At 59.8% G+C, this 18,080-nt stretch carries 16 protein-coding genes; 10 read left to right on the top strand and 6 right to left on the bottom strand.

The window, feature by feature from the left end; all coding sequences use genetic code 11:
- The 5 genes from AOP6_RS02175 to AOP6_RS02155 are packed head-to-tail and all read left to right on the top strand — an operon-like array spanning position 1 to position 8,363.
- On the top strand, positions 1–2,118 hold the full coding sequence (locus AOP6_RS02175) for a glycoside hydrolase family 57 protein (protein WP_213194717.1): 2,118 nt from the start codon (positions 1–3) through the stop codon (positions 2,116–2,118).
- 44 nt (positions 2,119–2,162) lie between these two features.
- The gene (gene galT, locus AOP6_RS02170) at positions 2,163–3,203 is read left to right on the top strand and encodes a galactose-1-phosphate uridylyltransferase (RefSeq protein ID WP_155875002.1); all 1,041 of its coding nucleotides are present in this window, start codon (positions 2,163–2,165) and stop codon (positions 3,201–3,203) included.
- 26 nt (positions 3,204–3,229) lie between these two features.
- On the top strand, positions 3,230–6,652 hold the full coding sequence (locus AOP6_RS02165) for an alpha-amylase family glycosyl hydrolase (protein ID WP_155875001.1): 3,423 nt from the start codon (positions 3,230–3,232) through the stop codon (positions 6,650–6,652).
- A 45-nt stretch (positions 6,653–6,697) separates the two neighbouring features.
- Positions 6,698–8,152, top strand: coding sequence for a glycogen synthase GlgA (gene glgA, locus AOP6_RS02160; protein WP_155875000.1), 1,455 nt, complete (start codon positions 6,698–6,700; stop codon positions 8,150–8,152).
- A complete protein-coding gene (locus AOP6_RS02155; RefSeq protein WP_155874999.1) occupies positions 8,145–8,363 on the top strand; it encodes a hypothetical protein in 219 nt (72 codons plus the stop codon). Before glgA ends, AOP6_RS02155 begins: the two co-directional genes overlap by 8 nt.
- A gap of 18 nt (positions 8,364–8,381) precedes the next feature.
- On the opposite strand, the gene AOP6_RS02150 is transcribed toward AOP6_RS02155, so the two are convergent.
- Complete coding sequence (locus tag AOP6_RS02150) at positions 8,382–8,678, bottom strand: HNH endonuclease (RefSeq protein WP_155874998.1); 297 nt, start codon at positions 8,676–8,678, stop codon at positions 8,382–8,384.
- A gap of 103 nt (positions 8,679–8,781) precedes the next feature.
- Between AOP6_RS02150 and trkA the strand changes: the two genes are divergently transcribed.
- The 3 genes from trkA to AOP6_RS02135 are packed head-to-tail and all read left to right on the top strand — an operon-like array spanning position 8,782 to position 11,907.
- Positions 8,782–10,134: a Trk system potassium transporter TrkA gene (trkA, locus tag AOP6_RS02145; protein WP_155874997.1), complete on the top strand. Its 1,353-nt coding sequence runs from the start codon at positions 8,782–8,784 to the stop codon at positions 10,132–10,134.
- Entirely contained in the window at positions 10,135–11,577 is a 1,443-nt protein-coding gene (locus AOP6_RS02140; RefSeq protein ID WP_155874996.1) for a TrkH family potassium uptake protein, read from the top strand. It abuts the gene before it with no gap.
- A 12-nt stretch (positions 11,578–11,589) separates the two neighbouring features.
- Positions 11,590–11,907, top strand: coding sequence for a DUF2845 domain-containing protein (locus tag AOP6_RS02135; protein ID WP_155874995.1), 318 nt, complete (start codon positions 11,590–11,592; stop codon positions 11,905–11,907).
- Positions 11,908–11,982: 75 nt separating this feature from the next.
- On the opposite strand, the gene pgeF is transcribed toward AOP6_RS02135, so the two are convergent.
- The 5 genes from pgeF to AOP6_RS02110 form a co-directional block, all read right to left on the bottom strand.
- Positions 11,983–12,777 (bottom strand): peptidoglycan editing factor PgeF, encoded by a 795-nt coding sequence (gene pgeF, locus AOP6_RS02130; protein WP_155874994.1) that lies wholly within the window; start codon positions 12,775–12,777, stop codon positions 11,983–11,985.
- A gap of 23 nt (positions 12,778–12,800) precedes the next feature.
- Positions 12,801–13,826 carry an RluA family pseudouridine synthase gene (locus AOP6_RS02125; protein WP_155874993.1) on the bottom strand — a complete coding sequence of 342 codons (1,026 nt, stop codon included), beginning with the start codon at positions 13,824–13,826 and terminating at the stop codon, positions 12,801–12,803.
- Positions 13,827–14,096 carry a hypothetical protein gene (locus AOP6_RS02120; protein WP_155874992.1) on the bottom strand — a complete coding sequence of 90 codons (270 nt, stop codon included), beginning with the start codon at positions 14,094–14,096 and terminating at the stop codon, positions 13,827–13,829. It abuts the gene before it with no gap.
- A 62-nt stretch (positions 14,097–14,158) separates the two neighbouring features.
- Entirely contained in the window at positions 14,159–15,592 is a 1,434-nt protein-coding gene (locus tag AOP6_RS02115; protein ID WP_225897328.1) for a DegQ family serine endoprotease, read from the bottom strand.
- A gap of 42 nt (positions 15,593–15,634) precedes the next feature.
- A complete protein-coding gene (locus AOP6_RS02110) occupies positions 15,635–16,417 on the bottom strand; it encodes an HAD family hydrolase (protein WP_155874991.1) in 783 nt (260 codons plus the stop codon).
- Between the two features lie 147 nt (positions 16,418–16,564).
- Between AOP6_RS02110 and AOP6_RS02105 the strand changes: the two genes are divergently transcribed.
- Positions 16,565–17,158, top strand: a complete 594-nt coding sequence (locus tag AOP6_RS02105) for a cupin domain-containing protein (RefSeq protein WP_155874990.1) — start codon at positions 16,565–16,567, stop codon at positions 17,156–17,158.
- Between the two features lie 156 nt (positions 17,159–17,314).
- A complete protein-coding gene (elbB, locus tag AOP6_RS02100; RefSeq protein ID WP_155874989.1) occupies positions 17,315–17,977 on the top strand; it encodes an isoprenoid biosynthesis glyoxalase ElbB in 663 nt (220 codons plus the stop codon).
- The last annotated feature ends 103 nt before the right edge of the window (positions 17,978–18,080 follow it).

Below are 18,080 nucleotides of genomic sequence, written 5' to 3'. Positions count from 1 at the left end.
ATGCCCCAGCTCAACGTTGCCCTCATCTGGCACATGCACCAGCCCGATTACCGGGATCCCGTTTCCGGCCGCATCCTCATGCCCTGGACCTACCTGCATGCGGTCAAGGACTACGGGGAGATGCTGAAAACCGCCCGGGAATTTCCGGGTGCCCGCATGACTTTCAACCTTGTACCGACCCTGGTGGAACAGCTGGAACGTTATGCAACGGGAGAAGCCGATGATCAATGGCTGGAGGCGGCCCGCAAAGACCCGCGGCAGATGGACACGGACGAACGCCGCTTTGTACTGACCCAGTTTTTTTCCGTACACGGCGAGCGCCATATTCTCCCCTACCCTCGCTACCGGCAACTGGCCCAAAAAAGGGGCAGCACCCGGTTGGCCGCCTCCCCGGAAATGTTCAGCGATCAGGAGTTGCGCGATCTGCAGGTCTGGTTTCTGCTGGCCTGGTCGGGGCACCATCTGCGCCGGGAACAGGCGTTTATTCCCTATTTGCTGGAGAAGGGAGAGAATTTCAGCGAACAGGACAAGCTGCAGCTGCTCGACCTTTACGATGAAGAGGTGGCTGGCGTCATCGAACTGTACCGGCAGATGGAACAAGCCGGACTGATCGAGATTTCGGTTACCCCCTACGCGCACCCCATTCTGCCGCTGCTGTGCCAGACAGCTATTGCCCGGGAGGCCACCCCCGGCATCCAGCTCCCCGGTGCCACCTTCAGGCATCCCGAAGATGCCCGTCTGCAGGTGCGCTACGGCCTGGACTTCATCGCCCGACGCCTGGGGAAACGACCCCGCGGCATGTGGCCTTCGGAAGGGGCGGTCAGCGCAGAAGTTCTACGCATCCTCAAGGAGGAGGGCGTGCTCTGGGCCGCCTCGGACGAAGGGATTCTCGCCAAAAGCCTGGATGAAGGCATTGACCTGGGGGAGGCCCTCTATGCTCCAAGCCGTTTCGAAGAGCTGCCGTTACTCTTTCGCGACCGCGAACTCTCCGACCGCATCGGTTTTGTCTATGCGCACTGGGAGCCGGAGAGAGCCGCTGCCGACCTGACCGGACACCTGAAAAACCTAGCCCGGAAGCACCCTGGCGGTGTCGTTGCCCTCATTCTTGACGGCGAAAACTGCTGGGAACGCTACCAGGACAACGGTTACCCTTTCCTGTCCGCCCTCTACAGCCGCCTGCAGCAGGAGCCTTCGCTGCGCATGACGACCGTTTCCGAAGCTATTGCCAGCTCGCCGGGACGACCTCTGTCCCGACTGGCCCCGGGGTCCTGGATCAATAGCGACTTCTCCATCTGGATCGGCCATGCCGAAGAAAACACCGCCTGGGAGTGGCTGGAGCGAGCCCGGCGGGACACTCTGGGAGATCAGACTCCCGTCGACTGGGAGGCGAATAATCTGCCTGAAAAAGCCCTGCACCTGTTGCGCGCCGAAGGAAGCGACTGGTTCTGGTGGTACGGCGACGACCATTCCACCGAACAGGCCGATCTTTTCGATCGCCTCTTCCGTCGTCATCTCGAAGCGGTCTATCGGGCCGACGGGCAAACGGTGCCCCAACACCTGCACAGCGTCATCAAGCCGCTTCACCGCAAAGGGCTGGTTCATGAACCCACGGCCCTTTTCACTCCGGTCATTGACGGCCGGGTCAACGACTATTTCGAATGGCTGGCGGCCGGAGCGGCCGATCTTTCCGCCGGTGGTGCCATGCATGCTTCCCATCGCCAGTTTTCGATGCTCCTCTTCGGCTACGATCGCAAGCACCTCTATCTGCGCCTGGACCCGCAGGAGCACCTGCCCAGCCTCATCGGGGCGTGCGGCTACCTGGAGATTCGACTGGCCGGTCAGGAGGACTGGATTGCCCGTCTCGATCCGCTGCAACAGACTCTCACGCTGCAGCGGCCTGGCGAGGAGGCCATCGCCGCCGAGGGAGAAGGCGCCTGCGACCATATCGTGGAAATGGCCATCCCCCTGGCCCCCCTGAAGCTTGCCACGGGGAAAGCCCTGAATCTCTCCATCCATCTACTGGTGGACAATGAAGAAACCGCCCGCTGGCCGGCCGAAGGACCGCTCACCCTGCAGTACCGGGGTGAAGAGCTTGATGCCGATGAGTGGTATGTCTGATTACCGACGCCTAGCGTGACCGAACCGAAAGAAAGGATTTTGCCGTGTCGCAACTTCGCTGGGATCCCCTGAAAATGAGCTGGGTGATCATCTCCAATGAACGAGGCCGCCGCCCTCGCGATTATATCCTCGAACGAGAAGAGGTCAGCCTGACCGCCTGCCCCTTCTGCTACGGCCGCGAGAGCAAGACCACCCACGAGATTTTCGCCATCCGTCCTGATGGCAGCCGCCCCGACACGCCCGGCTGGCAGGTACGGGTCATCCCCAACAAATATCCGGCCCTGCGTATTGAAGGCGACCTCGAAAAGCGGGGGATCGGCCTCTTCGATGCCATGAACGGCATCGGCGCTCACGAGGTCATTATCGAAACGCCGGATCATGACCGCCAGCTCGCCGACCTCACTCCGGCCGAAATCACCAACGTGCTGCGCGCCTATCGGGCCCGCCTGATGGACCTGCGCAAGGACCCACGCTTCCGCTATATCATCATCTTCAAGAACCATGGCGTCGAAGCCGGAGCCGGCATTCCCCATTCCCATTCCCAGCTTATGGCGGTTCCCATCACGCCCCCCGTGGCTACCACCCAGCTGTCCGTGTGCCGTGAATACTATGAGCGCAAAGAACGCTGCCTGCTCTGTGACATCCTGCGCCAGGAACTGGAAACCGCCGAGCGCATCGTGCGCAGCAACGAGGAATTCGTCGTACTGGCCCCTTATGCCTCCCACTTCCCTTTTGAACTCAACATCATTCCGCGTCATCACAGTCACGATTTCGCCCTGCTGACCGATCGGGAACTGGTCATTCTGGCCGAAATCCTCAAGGACACCCTGTTACGACTACGCAGCGTCCTGCGCGATCCGCCCTACAATTTCGTTCTGCACAATGCGCCCCCCATGCATCTGCGCCTGGGCAAACCGGCCTATTGGGGATCCCTCCCCTATGACTTTCACTGGCGCATTGAACTGGTGCCGCGGTTGACCAAGATCGCCGGCTTCGAGTGGGGTACGGGCTTTTACATGAATCCCACCCCGCCGGAAGTGGCCGCCCGTTTTCTTCGCGACGCCGACCCGACGATCACCTATTGATTGATTTTCAACCACCTGGAAGGATCATGATCCCTCATCGCAAGTACCCTGAATATTTCCCCCTGTCCCTGCAGATTTCCGACAAAGCCCGCCAGGAACTGGAGCTGCCAGAGGACTTGGAAGAGAGTCGTCCCACCGCCCTCTTTCCTCTGCGCACCTTGGCTGACCGGCTTCAGCGCCGGGACGCCGGGTTTAAGGGCAGTGCTGGACAACTCTACCTGCTCGCCCTTCTCAATCGGGCCTTCCGCGCCGTCAGCCAGGTCTATCTGAGGGAACGCCAGGTTCGCGTTGAACCCGCGGGGGTCGAAGCGGCTCATGGCGCCATGGCGCTTCCCGAACTGCGGAAAACGCTGCATGACTTTGTGCGTCTTTATCCGCCGGCCAAGGAATCTGCCAAGACGCCGGCCACAGAAATTTTCAGCCCTTCGCAGGGCAGGCAGCGTCACCAGGCGCTGCTGGAGATGTATATCCTGTCCATTCAGATGGGCAATCGGGCGGCAGCCTGGGCGCTGCCCCTGTTCGATGACGTCGACCTGCGTCAGAGTTCAGCCTATCTCAATGTGCTGGAACGTCTCGACCGCTGGCTGGCCGAGGAAAGTGCCCCCGGCCTTCTGGGCGGCCCCTTGGACGACCCGCTAGGCGGCTCCCTGCGTACCCTGCTGCAGGCACCTCTCAAGGCCTCCCCGGATTCCCTGGAGGGCCAGCTCGCGATCATCCGGCAGACCTGGGGCAGCCTCCTGCCGGAAGATCTGCTGGCGGATATCACCGTCGCCTTTGATGTCATCGCCGAAGAGAACGTCAGCCGCGACGGCGGCCCCGGCGAAGTGCCCGTTCCCTCTTTCGCACAGGGCCCGGAGGAATACGAGGCTTTTTCCGCCGACGCCGACTGGATGGCCAACGTGGTACTCATGGCCAAATCGACCTATGTGTGGCTCGACCAGCTCAGCCGCCGCTACGGCCGCGCCATCACCCGGCTCGACGCCATCCCCGACGAGGAACTCGACCGGCTGGCCCGCTGGGGCTTCACCTCCCTGTGGCTCATCGGCCTGTGGGAACGCTCCCCCGCTTCCCGTAAAATCAAGCAGATCCGCGGCAACCCCGAAGCCTCGGCCTCGGCCTATTCCCTCTATGACTACCAGATTGCCTCTGATCTCGGCGGGGACGCGGCCCTGGCCGACCTGGAGGAGCGCTGCCGGCGCCGGGGGATTCGCCTGGCCAGCGACGTGGTCCCCAATCACACCGGACTCTACTCACGCTGGATCAAGGAGCATCCCGACTGGTTCGTCCAGCTCGACCACCCCCCGTACCCGGCCTATCGTTTCAGCGGACCCGATCTCTCCGACGATAGTGACATCTGCCTGCAGATCGAAGACGGCTACTACGATCACAGCGATGCCGCCGTGGTCTTCCGCTACGAGGATCGCCGCAACGGCCAGGTACGCTTCATCTACCACGGCAACGACGGTACCCACATGCCGTGGAACGACACCGCCCAGCTCAATTACCTGCTCCCCCAGGTACGCGAGGCCATGATCCAGACGATCCTCTCCATCGCCCGCCGCTTCCGCGTCATCCGCTTCGACGCAGCCATGACCCTGGCCAAGAAACACTTCCAGCGTCTGTGGTTCCCCCAGCCCGGCGGCGGCGCCGGCGTCCCCAGCCGGGCTGAGCATGCCATGGCGCCAGCCGCCTTCGAACAGGTCTTCCCGCAGGAATTCTGGCGGGACGTGGTCGACCGGGTGGCGGCGGAAGTGCCGGACACCCTGCTCATCGCCGAAGCCTTCTGGCTCATGGAAGGTTACTTCGTACGCACCCTCGGCATGCACCGGGTCTACAACAGCGCGTTCATGAACATGCTCAAGCGCGAGGAAAACGCCAAATACCGTACGGTCATCAAAAACGTCCTTGAGTTCAATCCTGAGATCCTCAAGCGCTTCGTCAACTTCATGAACAACCCCGACGAAGCCACCGCCGTCGAACAATTCGGAAAGGATGACAAGTACTTCGGCGTCGCCATGCTGTTGGCCACTCTGCCGGGACTGCCCATGTTCGGGCACGGTCAGATTGAGGGACTGCGCGAGAAGTACGGCATGGAATACCGCCGCGCCTACTGGGACGAGAGCCCTGACAAGGGGTTCATCCACCACCATGAACAGCAGATCTTTCCGCTGCTCAAAAAGCGATACCTTTTCAGCGAATCGGCTCATTTCCGTCTCTTCGACTTCACCAGCGGCGGCCAGGTCAACGAGGATGTACTCGCCTACAGCAACCAGGCCGGTTCCGAGAGAGCGCTGGTCGTCTACCACAACCGTTTCGCCGAGACCGGCGGCTGGCTGCAGCATTCGACCTCGCGCCTGGTACCCAATGACAAGGGAGATCTGGTCAGCGAACGCCTCTCCCTGGCCGAGGTCCTGGGGGCCGGTGAGGGGGCCAGGAGCTTCCTGCGTTTCCGTGATCATCACAGCGGGCTCGAATACCTGCAGAAGAGTGACGAATTGCGGCATAGTGGTCTTTACCTTCAGCTGCCGGCCTACGACTATCGCGTCTTTCTCGATTTTCGCGTCTTCGAGGACGACGACGGCTCCTGGGAGCAGTTGCACGGGCAGCTGGCAGGCCAGCCGGCGAAGGATCTCGATCTGGAACGGGATCGACTGCGCTTCGCCTCAATCCACCGGCTTCTTGGTCGTGCCCTCGCCCCCGAACAGAGCGCCGAGCTGCGCAACCTGCTGCTTGGCGGACCGACACCTTCTCCCGCGCAAGTGACCCGGCGCTTCGCCGAGGCGGCGATGGCCCTTTTCATTGAAATCGACACCTTCTCCAGGGGGCCGTCACCAGACCAGAAATCCGGCCGCATTCTGCAGGAAGAAACAGGCCGTCTTGCTACCCGGCTGGCCCGCAGCGGTCGCAAAAAAGTCCAGAAGGAAGCCTTCAGCGGTCTGCGCAAAAAGCTGCTGTCGACAGAGGATCAGAACTGGCTGGAGCGGATCGTCCTGCCGTTTGTTCTTTTGCACCGTCTCGGCCATCTGGAAAAGTCGCCTGCAAGTCCCGAGGATGCGGTTGCCCTGCTCCTGAGATTTCGGCTTGACGACGCTCTGCGCCGCCATCTGGACGCCAAGGACAAAGAACCTGACCTCGCCCTGCTCCCTCTGCTGGTGCGATACCAGGATTTCTGGCGGGACCAGCCCATCCCTGATGTATCGCGCCTGTTGGGGGAAGAACCTGTCGCCCGCTTTTTGGCCCTTCACTGGCACGAGGGTGTGCAGTGGTTCCGTCAGGAGCGTTTTGATGATCTTCTTACCGGTCTTCTGTTTACGGCCGTCGTTACCTACGACGACGCCGAGGCGACCTTCCCTGATTTCGCGGCCGCATGTTTCCAGCAGACTGAAGAATGGCGGCGGCGCGCGGCAAAAGCCGGCTACCGGCTTGATAAATTTCTGAGCATGGGGTAAAAACCTTTGCTCGCATAAGGTTTCTGTTGGGAAAGGTGCCACACCATGAAAATTCTGTTGGTCTCCTCCGAAGTCGCTCCCTACGCCAAAACCGGCGGACTGGCCGATGTTGCCGGCTCCCTGCCGCAGGCGCTCAGGCGCTTGGGCCACGATGTCCGCGTCATGCTTCCCTGCTACCAGAGCATCCAGCGCGGCGGCTTTGCTCTGCAGAAGAGTCGCAAAAGCGTGGAAATTGCCATGGCGGGACAGGAACACAAGGGGCTGCTGCGCCAGACCACTCTTGAGGGGGTCACCGTCTACTTCATAGAAAACCAGAAGTTTTTTGACCGCGAGGGCCTGTACGGAACACCGGCGGGAGATTACACGGACAATGCCGAACGCTTCGGCTTTTTCTGCCGGGCGGCACTCGCTTTTTTACGTCGGCTCGATTTCCGTCCAGACGTCATTCACCTTAACGACTGGCAGACTGGGCTGATCCCCGTGCTGCTGCGCACCGAGCTGCGCAACGATCCCTTCTATTCGTCTATGGGGACCCTATTGACCATCCACAACCTCGGCTACCAGGGTCTCTTCCCGGCCACCACCCTGGAATCTCTGAGCCTGCCACCCTCGCTCTTTGCCACGGAGGCGCTGGAATACTATGGTCAGGTCTCTTTTCTCAAGGGGGGAATTGTCTATGCCGACAAAATCAACACCGTCTCCCCCACCTACCGGGACGAAATCCTCTCTCCCGAGATGGGAATCGGCTTTGATGGCATCCTGCGTTCGCGTCAGCAGGACGTCAGCGGCATCCTCAACGGTCTCGATAGCAAACAGTGGGATCCATCCATCGACTCGGCTCTGCCTGTCAACTACAGCTCCGCCAACCTCCACGGCAAGAAGAGCAATAAAAGAGCCCTGCAAAAAGCCCTTGGCCTGGACACGCAGATGAACGTCCCTCTGGTGGCCATGGTCACTCGGCTGGACACGCAGAAGGGCCTCGATATCGTAGAAGGTGCCTGGCAGCACATGCTCGAACGCGACCTGCAATTCGTTCTGCTCGGCAGCGGTGAGAAAATCCACACGGATCGGTTTGAACGCTTGCGGAACAAGGCCCCCGGACGTGTCTTTATCCACCTGGGCTTTGACGACGGTCTGGCCCGACGCATCTATGCCGGCAGCGATCTCTTTCTCATGCCCAGCCTGTACGAACCCTGCGGTCTGGGACAGCTTATCGCCCTGCGTTACGGTAGCCTGCCCCTGGTGCGCCGTACAGGCGGCCTGGCCGACACGGTGCATGACCCGCAAGACGACCCCCAGCGCGCCAACGGCTTTGTCTTCGACGAACCGACGCCCGCCGCCCTGCTGGCGAGCCTCGATCGCGCCCTTTCACTCTATGAGAACCGGCGCGCCTGGCTGCGCCTGGTCAAGCGCGGCATGGAACAGGATTTTTCCTGGACTCGGTCGGCCCAGGACTATCTGCACCTCTATCGCAGTACCCAGGAGTACCGCCATGGTTAACGAAAAGAACGGCGAACACCTCGAAGCGTCCCCGCGGGAGGGCGTCCAGGAAGAAGCGGTGGAAGAGCGCTTCCCCGAACTGGCAGAACTGCAGCGCGAAGTGGACCGGCGCATTCGCGACAATCAGCGTTTTCTGGAGCGCTTTCTCGATGATGATTTTAACGAGGGCGACACGGAGGAGGACGACGAGGATTTTTTCGAGGAGCTGTAGAAAAGGGAGCGGGTGCGGCTATTTCTGCGACTGCAGATGGGCCAGGTAATCCTCCCACTCCAGGGGCAAAAGGCTCTGCTTTTTGCTGTTGCACTCCTTGCAGGCCGGCACACAGTTGCCCTTGGTGCTGCGGCCACCCCGAACAAGGGGGACGATATGATCCAGCGTCAGCTCTTTGGGGGGGACTTCGGCCCCGCAATAATAACAGCGCCCGGCAGCGATGCGGTTTTTCCACCATTGGCTCTGGCGCAGCTCACGGGCTTTGGCGCGCTCCCGGCGGATATCTTCTTCCGATACGTCCCCAAAAAAATCCATGAAAATCCCTTCGTAAAAATGGCTCATCTTGCACAATAATCCAAAGTATGCCATCTATTAGCGCAAAATACGGCAAACTTTCAACCTCTAAGCAACGGACCCCATGAAGATACTTATAATCGGAGCCGGACAGGTCGGCTATTTTCTCTGCGAGCGACTCAGCCTTGAAGGGCATGAGGTCACTCTTATCGACCGCGACAGCGACCATCTTCAGCGCACCCAGGACCGTCTGAACGTCATGGGGATTGTCGGCAACGGTGCCAGCGCCGAATCCCTCGAACAGGCCGGCATCAAAGATACGGACATTTTCATTGCCGTCACGGACATGGACGAGGTCAACATCCTGGCCTGCCTGCTCGCCCGCGAATACGACGTCCCCACCCGGGTGGCCCGAGTCAAGAGCATCGAATACAGCGGCGGCGGCGCGGTGCTGTCCAAAGAAAAACTGGGCATCGACCTGCTCATCAACCCGGACGACGCCGTGGCCGAGGAGATCAGCAAAATCGCCTGCCGCTCCGGGGCCTTCGATGTGGCGGAGTTCGTCGAAGGTCAGATTCAGTTCATCGGCTACCGCATTGGCGAATCGAGTCCCCTCTGCGACCTGACCCTCAAGGAGCTCGGGGAGATTCGTGGCATTTACCGCTTTGTCGTCACGGCAATCAGCCGGGGGGACAAAACCATCATTCCCCGTGGCGACGACACCATCCAGGCCGGCGATCGCATCTTTATCTTTGCGCACCAGAGGGACATGCCGGCAATCCAGTACATGCTCAAACTGGAGGAGGAACAGGTCAGCAAAAAACCGCGCATCTTTATTCTGGGGGGCGGCCATATCGGTCTGCGCATCGCCGAGATGCTGGAAAAGCGCCGTTTTGACGTACGCCTGGTCGACCGCAACGAAAACCGCTGCCACAAACTTTCGGCCAAACTGAGCCGGACCATGGTCATTCACGCCGACGGCACGGATATCCGTACCCTTATCGACGAGGGCGTGGAAAACGCCGATGTCTTCATCGCTGTCACCGACAACGACGAGACCAACATTCTCTGTTCGCTGCTGTGTAAAAAACATGGCGCCCGCCGTGCCCTGGCCCTGGTCAACAACCCGGAACTGGTCAATCTGGCCCCCACCCTCGGTCTCGACGCGAGCGTCTCGCCCCGTCTGGCCGCTGCCGGCGCCATTCTCAAATATGTACGACGCGGCGGGGTCATTTCCCTGGCCACTGTCGAAGGGAGCAATTCGGAGGTGCTTGAAATCGAAGTCAAGCAGGGTAGCGGCATTGAAAACAAGACCCTGCAGGATCTCCATTTTCCGGCCGGCGCCATCATCGGTGCCATTGTCCGCGGCACCACCTATGAAATCCCCAGTGGCGAAAGCCGGCTCAAGGGGGGAGACCGCGTGGTTATCTTTGCGCTCCCCGGCGCCCTCGCCAAAGTGGAAAGGTTTTTTGAATAGATGAACCTGCTGCTGACCTTCCGCATTCTCGGGGCCATGCTGCTCTTTTTGTCGGCCGCCATCCTTGTTCCCATCCCTTTCTCCCTCTACTTCGGCGACGGGGCTGCCCCCGCTTTCGGCCTGGCCTCGCTGGTCACCCTGGTTTCAGGGCTGGCCATGTTCTTCGGCTGCCGCTCGGGAAAAGAACTCTCCGTACGCGAAGGCTTCGCCGTGGTCACCTTCGGCTGGATCTTTTATACCCTGTTCGGCGCCCTCCCCTATCTCTTCAGCGGTGTCATTGCCAGCCCGGTGGATGCCTGCTTCGAAACCATGAGCGGCTTTACCACGACAGGAGCCACCATCCTGACGGTCATCGAAGGGCTGCCGGAAAGCGTTCTCCTCTGGCGTTCGCTGACCCAGTGGCTCGGCGGCATGGGGATCATCGTTATGTCCCTGGCCATCCTGCCCATGCTGGGGGTCGGTGGCATGCAGCTGTTCAAGGCCGAAGTTCCCGGCCCCACGGCGGACCGTCTCAAGCCGCGCATTCAGGATACAGCCAAGCTGCTGTGGGGGGTCTACGTGCTGTTGACCTCGGTGGAGACCGGCCTCCTCATGTTGGGGGGCATGAATTTCTACGAAGCGCTATCCCACTCTTTTTCGACCCTGTCCTCGGGGGGATTCTCCACCCGCAACGCCTCGGTGGCCGCCTACGACAGCGCCTACATCGACTGGGTAATCACCTTCTTCATGTTCCTGGCCGGGGTCAACTTTGCCCTGCACTTTCAGGCCCTGCGCGGCAAACTGCGGGATTTGCACCGCAACGAGGAATTCCTCTTCTATCTTGCCCTTACTCTCGGAGTGACCGCCATTCTCGTCTTTCTCAATCATGGCAGCGTCTACACCTCGCTGGTCGACAACCTGCGCTACAGCGCCTTTCAAACCACCTCCATTCTCACCACCACCGGCTTTGGTACCGCTGATTATGAGACCTGGTCTGTGCTGGCTCAATATCTGTTGCTCTTTCTCATGTTCGTGGGCGGCTGTGCCGGCTCCACCGGCGGCGGCATGAAGGTGGCCCGCATCCTGTTGCTCTTCAAACACGCCATGGTCGGCCTCTACCGCCTTATTCACCCGCGGGCCATCCGTCTCGTCAAACTAAGCGGCCAACCGGTGGACCGGGAAGTCATGCAGGCCATTCTCGGCTTTTTCGCGCTCTATATGGGGCTTTTCGTCTTCGCTTCCTTTCTCATGGCGGCGACGGGAATGGATGTGGTTTCGGCGGGGGCCTCCGTGGTAGCCACTCTTGGCAATATCGGCCCAGGCATAGGGTCGGTAGGACCGGTGGACAATTACGCCCACATCGTCCCCTTCGGAAAACTGGTTCTGACCGCCTGTATGCTGCTCGGACGTCTGGAGATATTTACCGTGCTGGTGCTGCTCTTCCCCTCTTTCTGGCGCAAATAAGGAAAACCGCTCATGAAAAAGACAACTGTCCTTGTCGTCCTGTCACTTCTGCTTTCCCCCCTCTTCGCCGCGGCGGCGGGCATGCGCTGCGACGGCTATGTCATCTCCGAGGGAGCCACCAAGATTGAAGTGCTGCAGAAATGCGGCGAACCATTGCTGAAGGATGTCGTGGGGGAAGAAACGGTCTTCGATTACTTTCTCGGCAGCGGCTCCGCCCGCAAGGTCGTGGTCGAGCAGTGGACCTACGACATGGGTGCGGGCAGCTTCATGCGTATTCTGACCTTCAAGGGGGGAGAGCTGGCCACCATAGAAAATGGCGACCGGCAATAAATAGCCTTTGCAACGAAGAAGGGGGAGCGTATAACGCTCCCCCTTCTCGATTTCTTCCAGCAGGGCAAGGCCCTGTCACTTGATCAGCATGAAGCCCAGTTGCCTTCCCGTCGCTCCCTTGTCCCGGCGATAGGAAAAAAAGAGCTCCCGGTGGCAGCAGGTACATTCCTGCACCGCCGTGATCTGACCGCTCTTCAGTCCCGCCTGCTCCAGCTGAAGCAGACAGCTTTTTTTCAGATCCAGCTGCCAACAACCGAGACTCACTTCTTTGGCAATGTCCCCCCAGAAACCGGAGCCCTGGCGGAAAGCATCCCGCACGGGACGATCAACCTCATACTTGTGGGCGCCGATACCGGGACCAATGGCCGCCAGAAGGTCTTCGACCTGGCAGCCGAAGTTGATCTCCATGGCGCCGATGGTCTTAGCGATGATGCCCGCCGCCGCCCCGCGCCAGCCCACATGAACCACTCCGGCAACTTTACGCTTGGCATCGTAAATCAGGACAGGATAGCAGTCAGCCACCAGCACGCCGACCATGATGCCGGGCTGGTTGGTGATCACCGCATCACTCTCCACGGTGAGAAAATGGGAGAGGTCCGGATTGGGCGCATCGATAATGAGCACATCGGTACCGTGAACCTGCTTGACCGTCAGCAGTTGACGGGGCTGCAAGTCAAAGGCACGGGCGAGGTTGGAGCGATTCCCCTCGACATTGTAAACAGGATCATCGGTATTGAATCCCAGATTCAGGGAATTGTAGGGAGGACGGCTGACGCCGCCGTTGCGGGTAGTGAAGCCGGCCGCGAGGGGAAGACCCTCGGCCCATGCCGGCTGCAGATAGGTGAGCTTGCCCTGGCGTGTCTGTTTCATGGTGAGGCTGTCTCCGTAACTTCTTAAAGATGAGACGCTTCCGACGGGAAAGCGCCCTGTGGTTCATTCCAGAGCACGGCGGGGTGCCCGTGCTTTTCACGCAAAAAGGCGAGGAGGCTCCGCATATCCTCGGGCGGGGCGCTCGCGAACTCCATATACTCGCCACTGGCGGGATGCACAAAGCCCAGCAACCGGGCATGCAGCGCCTGGCGGCCCAGAGCCTGAATCCGCCGCCGCAAGTCGCCATCGTTCAACGATGCGAGGCGGCTGCTGCCACCATAAACAGGATCACCAACGATGGGGTAATTCAACCCGGAGAGGTGAACACGTATCTGATGGGTGCGGCCCGTTTCCAGGGTCAACTCCACCAGGGTGAGTCTGTCCAGCTCAAAACGCTCAAGCACCCGCCAGTGGGTGACGGCCCGACGCCCGGACCGGGCCCGGGTACTCATCTTCTTGCGCTGGGTCGGATGACGGCCGATGGGACTGTCCACCGTGCCCCGGTCTTTCTCGAACAAGCCATGCACCAGCGCGACATAGCGCCGACAGATGGAATGGGCCTTGAACTGGGCTGCCAGCGTGTGATGGGTTTCGTCATCCTTGGTTGCCACCATGACGCCCGAGGTGTCCTTGTCGAGGCGGTGCACAATGCCGGGACGCAACTCGCCGCCGATCCCGGCGAGGTCATGGCAGTGATGCAGCAGCGCGTTGACCAGAGTGCCCTGTTGATGACCGGGGGCCGGGTGGACCACCAACCCCGCCGGCTTGTCAATCACGATCAGGTGGGAATCTTCGTAAAGGACCTTTAGAGGGATTTCCTGGGGAATGGCCTCGACTGGGACGGGGGGCGGCAGGGTCACGACGATTTCCTCCCCTCCCTTCAGCTTCCCTCCCGGCTTGGCGGCGGCACCATTGAGCGTTATCCGGCCATCATCGATCAATTTTTTCAGCTGGGACCGCGTCAGGTCGGGAAGCTGTTCCGCCAGAAAATGGTCCAGTCGCTCGGGCGGTCGTCCCCGTCTGAAGATAAACTGGTGACGTTCGTCCATCTACCAGATAGAACTCTCAATTTTTCCCGCCTGTTTGACCATGACATCGACAATGGCGCGATCATAGAGATGATCCCGGTTGGGGAGGTCGGGCGCAACCCGGGTATAAAAATGTTCCCGACCCTCTGCCAGTTCATCGGCGAGGACATCGAAGAGGTTGTCGTTTTTGATGCCGTCCTTGACCTTCTCCTGATTGTAGAGGGCAATGTCGGAAATGATGGCTCGCGCCAATCGAAACGCGAGATCGGGGTTTTCTACCAGCCTGGCCATGGCTATCTCCTCAAAAGTGTCTTTTTTAAAAGTTCAGGGCGATCAGTGCGTCACCGGGTCCATCAAGGCGCCGGGAAGGCCAGATAGAGGGTGGTTTGACCACGCTGTACCAGCAGAACCACATTCTTGCTTCCCGTCACCTTTTTCGCGGTCCGTTCGAAAGCTGCCGCATCTTTAACCTCTTCGTGATTCACCGCGAGGACGACATCCCCTTCACGGATACCGGCCTGAGCCGCGGCGCTGCCTTCATCGACCTTGACCACTTTCACGCCCGGCGCAGCGGCATTGGACGTGACGGTCATCCCCAGACCCCGGCTCTGCCCGGCGGCTATTTTCGGAGCCGACCCTTCATTCTGGGCTGCGAGTCTGACCTCAAGCTCAATGATCTTGCCGTCGCGCAGCACCTCCAATATTTCGGTTTTGCCGGCTGGGGTGCTGGCGACCAGGAGCTGAAGTTCCCGCACGCCGCGGATTTCCTTGCCGGCAAAGGTCAGCAGAATATCGCCACGCCTTACTCCCGCTGTGGCTGCCGGCGAATCATCAAAGACCTGGTTGACCAGGGCGCCGCCGATCTTGTTTAGACCAAAGGATTGGGCCAGCTCCGTTGTCAGGGGCTGCAGGCTGACACCCAACCAGCCGCGTGTCACCTCACCCTTTTCGATGAGCTGGTCGGCAATCAAACGAGCCAGGTTGATCGGGATGGCAAAACCGATTCCCTGCCCGGAGGCGACGATGGCGGTGTTGACCCCCACCACTTCTCCATAAATATTGAGTAGAGGTCCACCCGAATTTCCCGGATTGATGGAGGCATCCGTCTGGATGAAATCTTCATAGTCCTCGATGCCGACGTTGGTGCGGCCGGTCGCCGAGATAACGCCCACCGTCAGGGTGCGATCCAACCCGAAGGGATTGCCGATGGCCAAAGCCCACTGCCCAACCTTCAGGTCATCCGAATTACCGAGGACGGCGGCCGGCAGATCCTCATTGGCGTCAATTTTAACAACAGCGACATCCGTACGGGGATCACCGCCGATAACAGTACCGTCATAGACACGTTGATCTGAAAGCTTGACCTTGATCTCTTCGGCCCCGCGAATAACATGTTCATTGGTGAGGATAAAGCCATCGGCACTGATGATGACGCCAGAGCCAAGGCTCTGCTCCTTGCGCTGGACAGGGGGATGACTCCGGAAGAACTCCCCAAAAAAATCTTCGAAAAAGGGTGGCAGAACCTCGGTCGAACGGGTCCGGGCCGTGCTGATGTTGACGACGGAGGGGGTGACCTTCTGCGAGACTTCAATAAAAGAGGCCTGCGTGGAGAGAAGCTCCGGGGCCGGCTCTTCCACCGGCGGTCTGGCCTGCTGGTCGCGCACCGAGGTCGCGATGCGGGTCTCCCTTTCCTTCTCTCCGCAGGCGGCCAGAAGCACCGCCAGCAAGGGGAGACAAAGCAGGAAAAAAAGCAACCTTCCGATCATCCCCATGATCATTCCTTTCATCGGCAGGAGTCTCCGGCAGAGTAGCTAAAATCAGGTATGCTGTCAATTATTGTCAGCTTTTGCGCCCAACCCCTCCACGAAATCCAGCAGGTCCTCGTGACTGCCGCGAAAATCGGTGACAAAGCCGTTTTGGGTCCTGTCCTCCAGCCAGGTGTCGACCAGAAAGGTGCGGATCCCCGCCTGCCTGGCCGCCAGGTCATGCTCCGTATCGTTGCCAACCATGATTGTTTCCCAGGGCTGCAGCCCCAACTCCTCCAGCAGAGAGGTGAAATAACGAGGATTAGGCTTGCAATAGCGGCTGTTTTCGTAGCTGGTCACCTGCTGGAAAGGGAAACCGAGAAGTCCCCCCCAGGCCAGGCGGGCATCCACGACGGGTCGGGGGAAGACGGGATTGGTGGCGACCACGACCGTCAGCCCTTTATTGAAACAGACCTGCAGAATATCGCGGGCGACGGGAAGCGGTCGTACATGCTCTTCCAGGTGACCTAGCCCCTCCTGGAAATACCCGGCCAGGCGATGACGATAGAGATCAGGGGAGATGCCCAGCTTCTCTTGAACGGCAAAAAGGTACGCCTCTTCGTTAGTACGGCTGCCGTCATTGCCGCCCAAAAGGCTCCAGGTCGTGCCCAGCAGTACGTCGACCAGCTTTTCCGGCGTTGCCACATCGGCGAAACTCGCCGCCAGACCCTTGAGGTAGGCCGGGATAAAGGCGGACATCTCCACATCCAGCAGGGTACCGTCTAGATCGAAAAATATCCCGCGGACATCAACGAGCTCGGCTGTGTCGGGAAAGGCTTCCATAGGGGTCGTTACAGGCATTTTCATAGCGCCAAGAGTAACATAAATGGCGCGACCGCCGTAAGGGTTTATGTTCCCGCCGGGCTCTTCCTGGCGCCGGAATCACAAATACCTTGACTTGCGCAGGATTCAGGGGGTAAAAATCTGTGCAAAAACAGTGAGGTAAACTGCTCTATGGAAAACATCCGGGATGAGGTGAAAGAGCTTCAAATCGGCCTGAAGATTCGCCGCATGCGTCAGGAACGCCGCATGACCCTGCAGGATCTGGCCGAAGGCACTGGTCTGTCCAAGCCCCTGCTTTCCCAGATTGAAAACGAGCAGGTCATCCCGCCGCTGGCGACTCTGCTGCGCATCTCCAAGGCCTTCAAGGTGGAAATCCACACCTTTTTTCAGGAAGAGGGCGATACGGAAAAATGCATCCTGGTCAGGGCGGGGGAAAGCCGTCAACTGCGCCAGTGGAGCAAGCACGGTGACCCACGCCCCCCCTACAGCTATCATTCATTGGCCTACGGCAAAAAGAACCGGCATCTGGAACCCTTTGTGGTAGAATTTGAGGCCAGACAGTGGCGGGACGATCTGCAGGTAAACCATGATGGCGAGGAGTTCCTGTTTCTACTGGAGGGACAGCTGGAATTCCGCTACGGCGATCAGGTCATGCAGCTCAACCCCGGCGATTCGGTCTACTACGACTCCTCCGAGCCCCATGGCTACATCGCCACCACCGATCTTCCCACCCGAGCCGTGGCGGTGCTCTACTCCCGAAGCTGACCAGGAAACCGTTCCGGTTTCATCGCAGGTTGGCTTGACAATCGCCGGATTTTTTCTAAGCTGTCAAGTCAGGCCAGACACAAAGTCCAGAGCAGACTACCGATCGCCCACTTTTCTGTTCATAAAATGGATATGTTCATACAAAGGAGGTGTCCCATGGCAAAAATTGGCGTCATTCTTTCCGGTTGCGGTGTCTATGACGGCAGCGAAATTTACGAAACCGTCCTCACCCTGCTGGCCATCGATCGAGCTGGAGCCGAAGCCGTCTGCATGGCACCCGACATCCCCCAGATGCATGTCATCAACCACCTCACCGGCGAACCCGTCGCCGGCGAACAGCGCAATGTCCTGCAGGAGGCCGCCCGCATCGCCCGCGGTAAAATCAGCAACCTCAAGGACGTCAAGGCCGCGGACATCGACGCCCTCGTCATACCAGGTGGTTTCGGCGCAGCGAAGAACCTGTGCGATTTTGCCGTCAAGGGGTCCGACTGCACCGTCAACCCCGAAGTGGCGCGGCTGATGCGGGAAATCGTCCAGGCTAAAAAACCCCTGGCGGCCATCTGCATCGCCCCGGCGCTTGTCGCCAAGGTTCTCGGGGAAGACCGTCTTTTACCCGAAATCACCATCGGCAGCGACCAGGGAACCGCCCAGGCCCTTGAGGCCATGGGGGGCAAGCACGTGACCTGCCCCGTGCGGGAAATCGTCATCGACCAAAAAAACAAAATCATCACCACGCCGGCCTACATGCTGGCAGGACACATCAGCGAAGCTGCTGACGGGATCGAAAAGGCGGTAAAGAGCCTCATCGACATGATTTGAGGCGGCCGCCCTGACTTTTCCCCCCGATCCGCTCCGGGCGGGCACCGGCGGTGCCCGCTTTTTTTGTCGCCTGCCTGGTTAACTGAGCGACCGTCCTGAAGGG

This window comes from Desulfuromonas sp. AOP6 (assembly GCF_009731355.2).
Taxonomy (GTDB): domain Bacteria; phylum Desulfobacterota; class Desulfuromonadia; order Desulfuromonadales; family SZUA-540; genus SZUA-540.
This window is presented reverse-complemented; position numbering and strand designations above follow the sequence as displayed.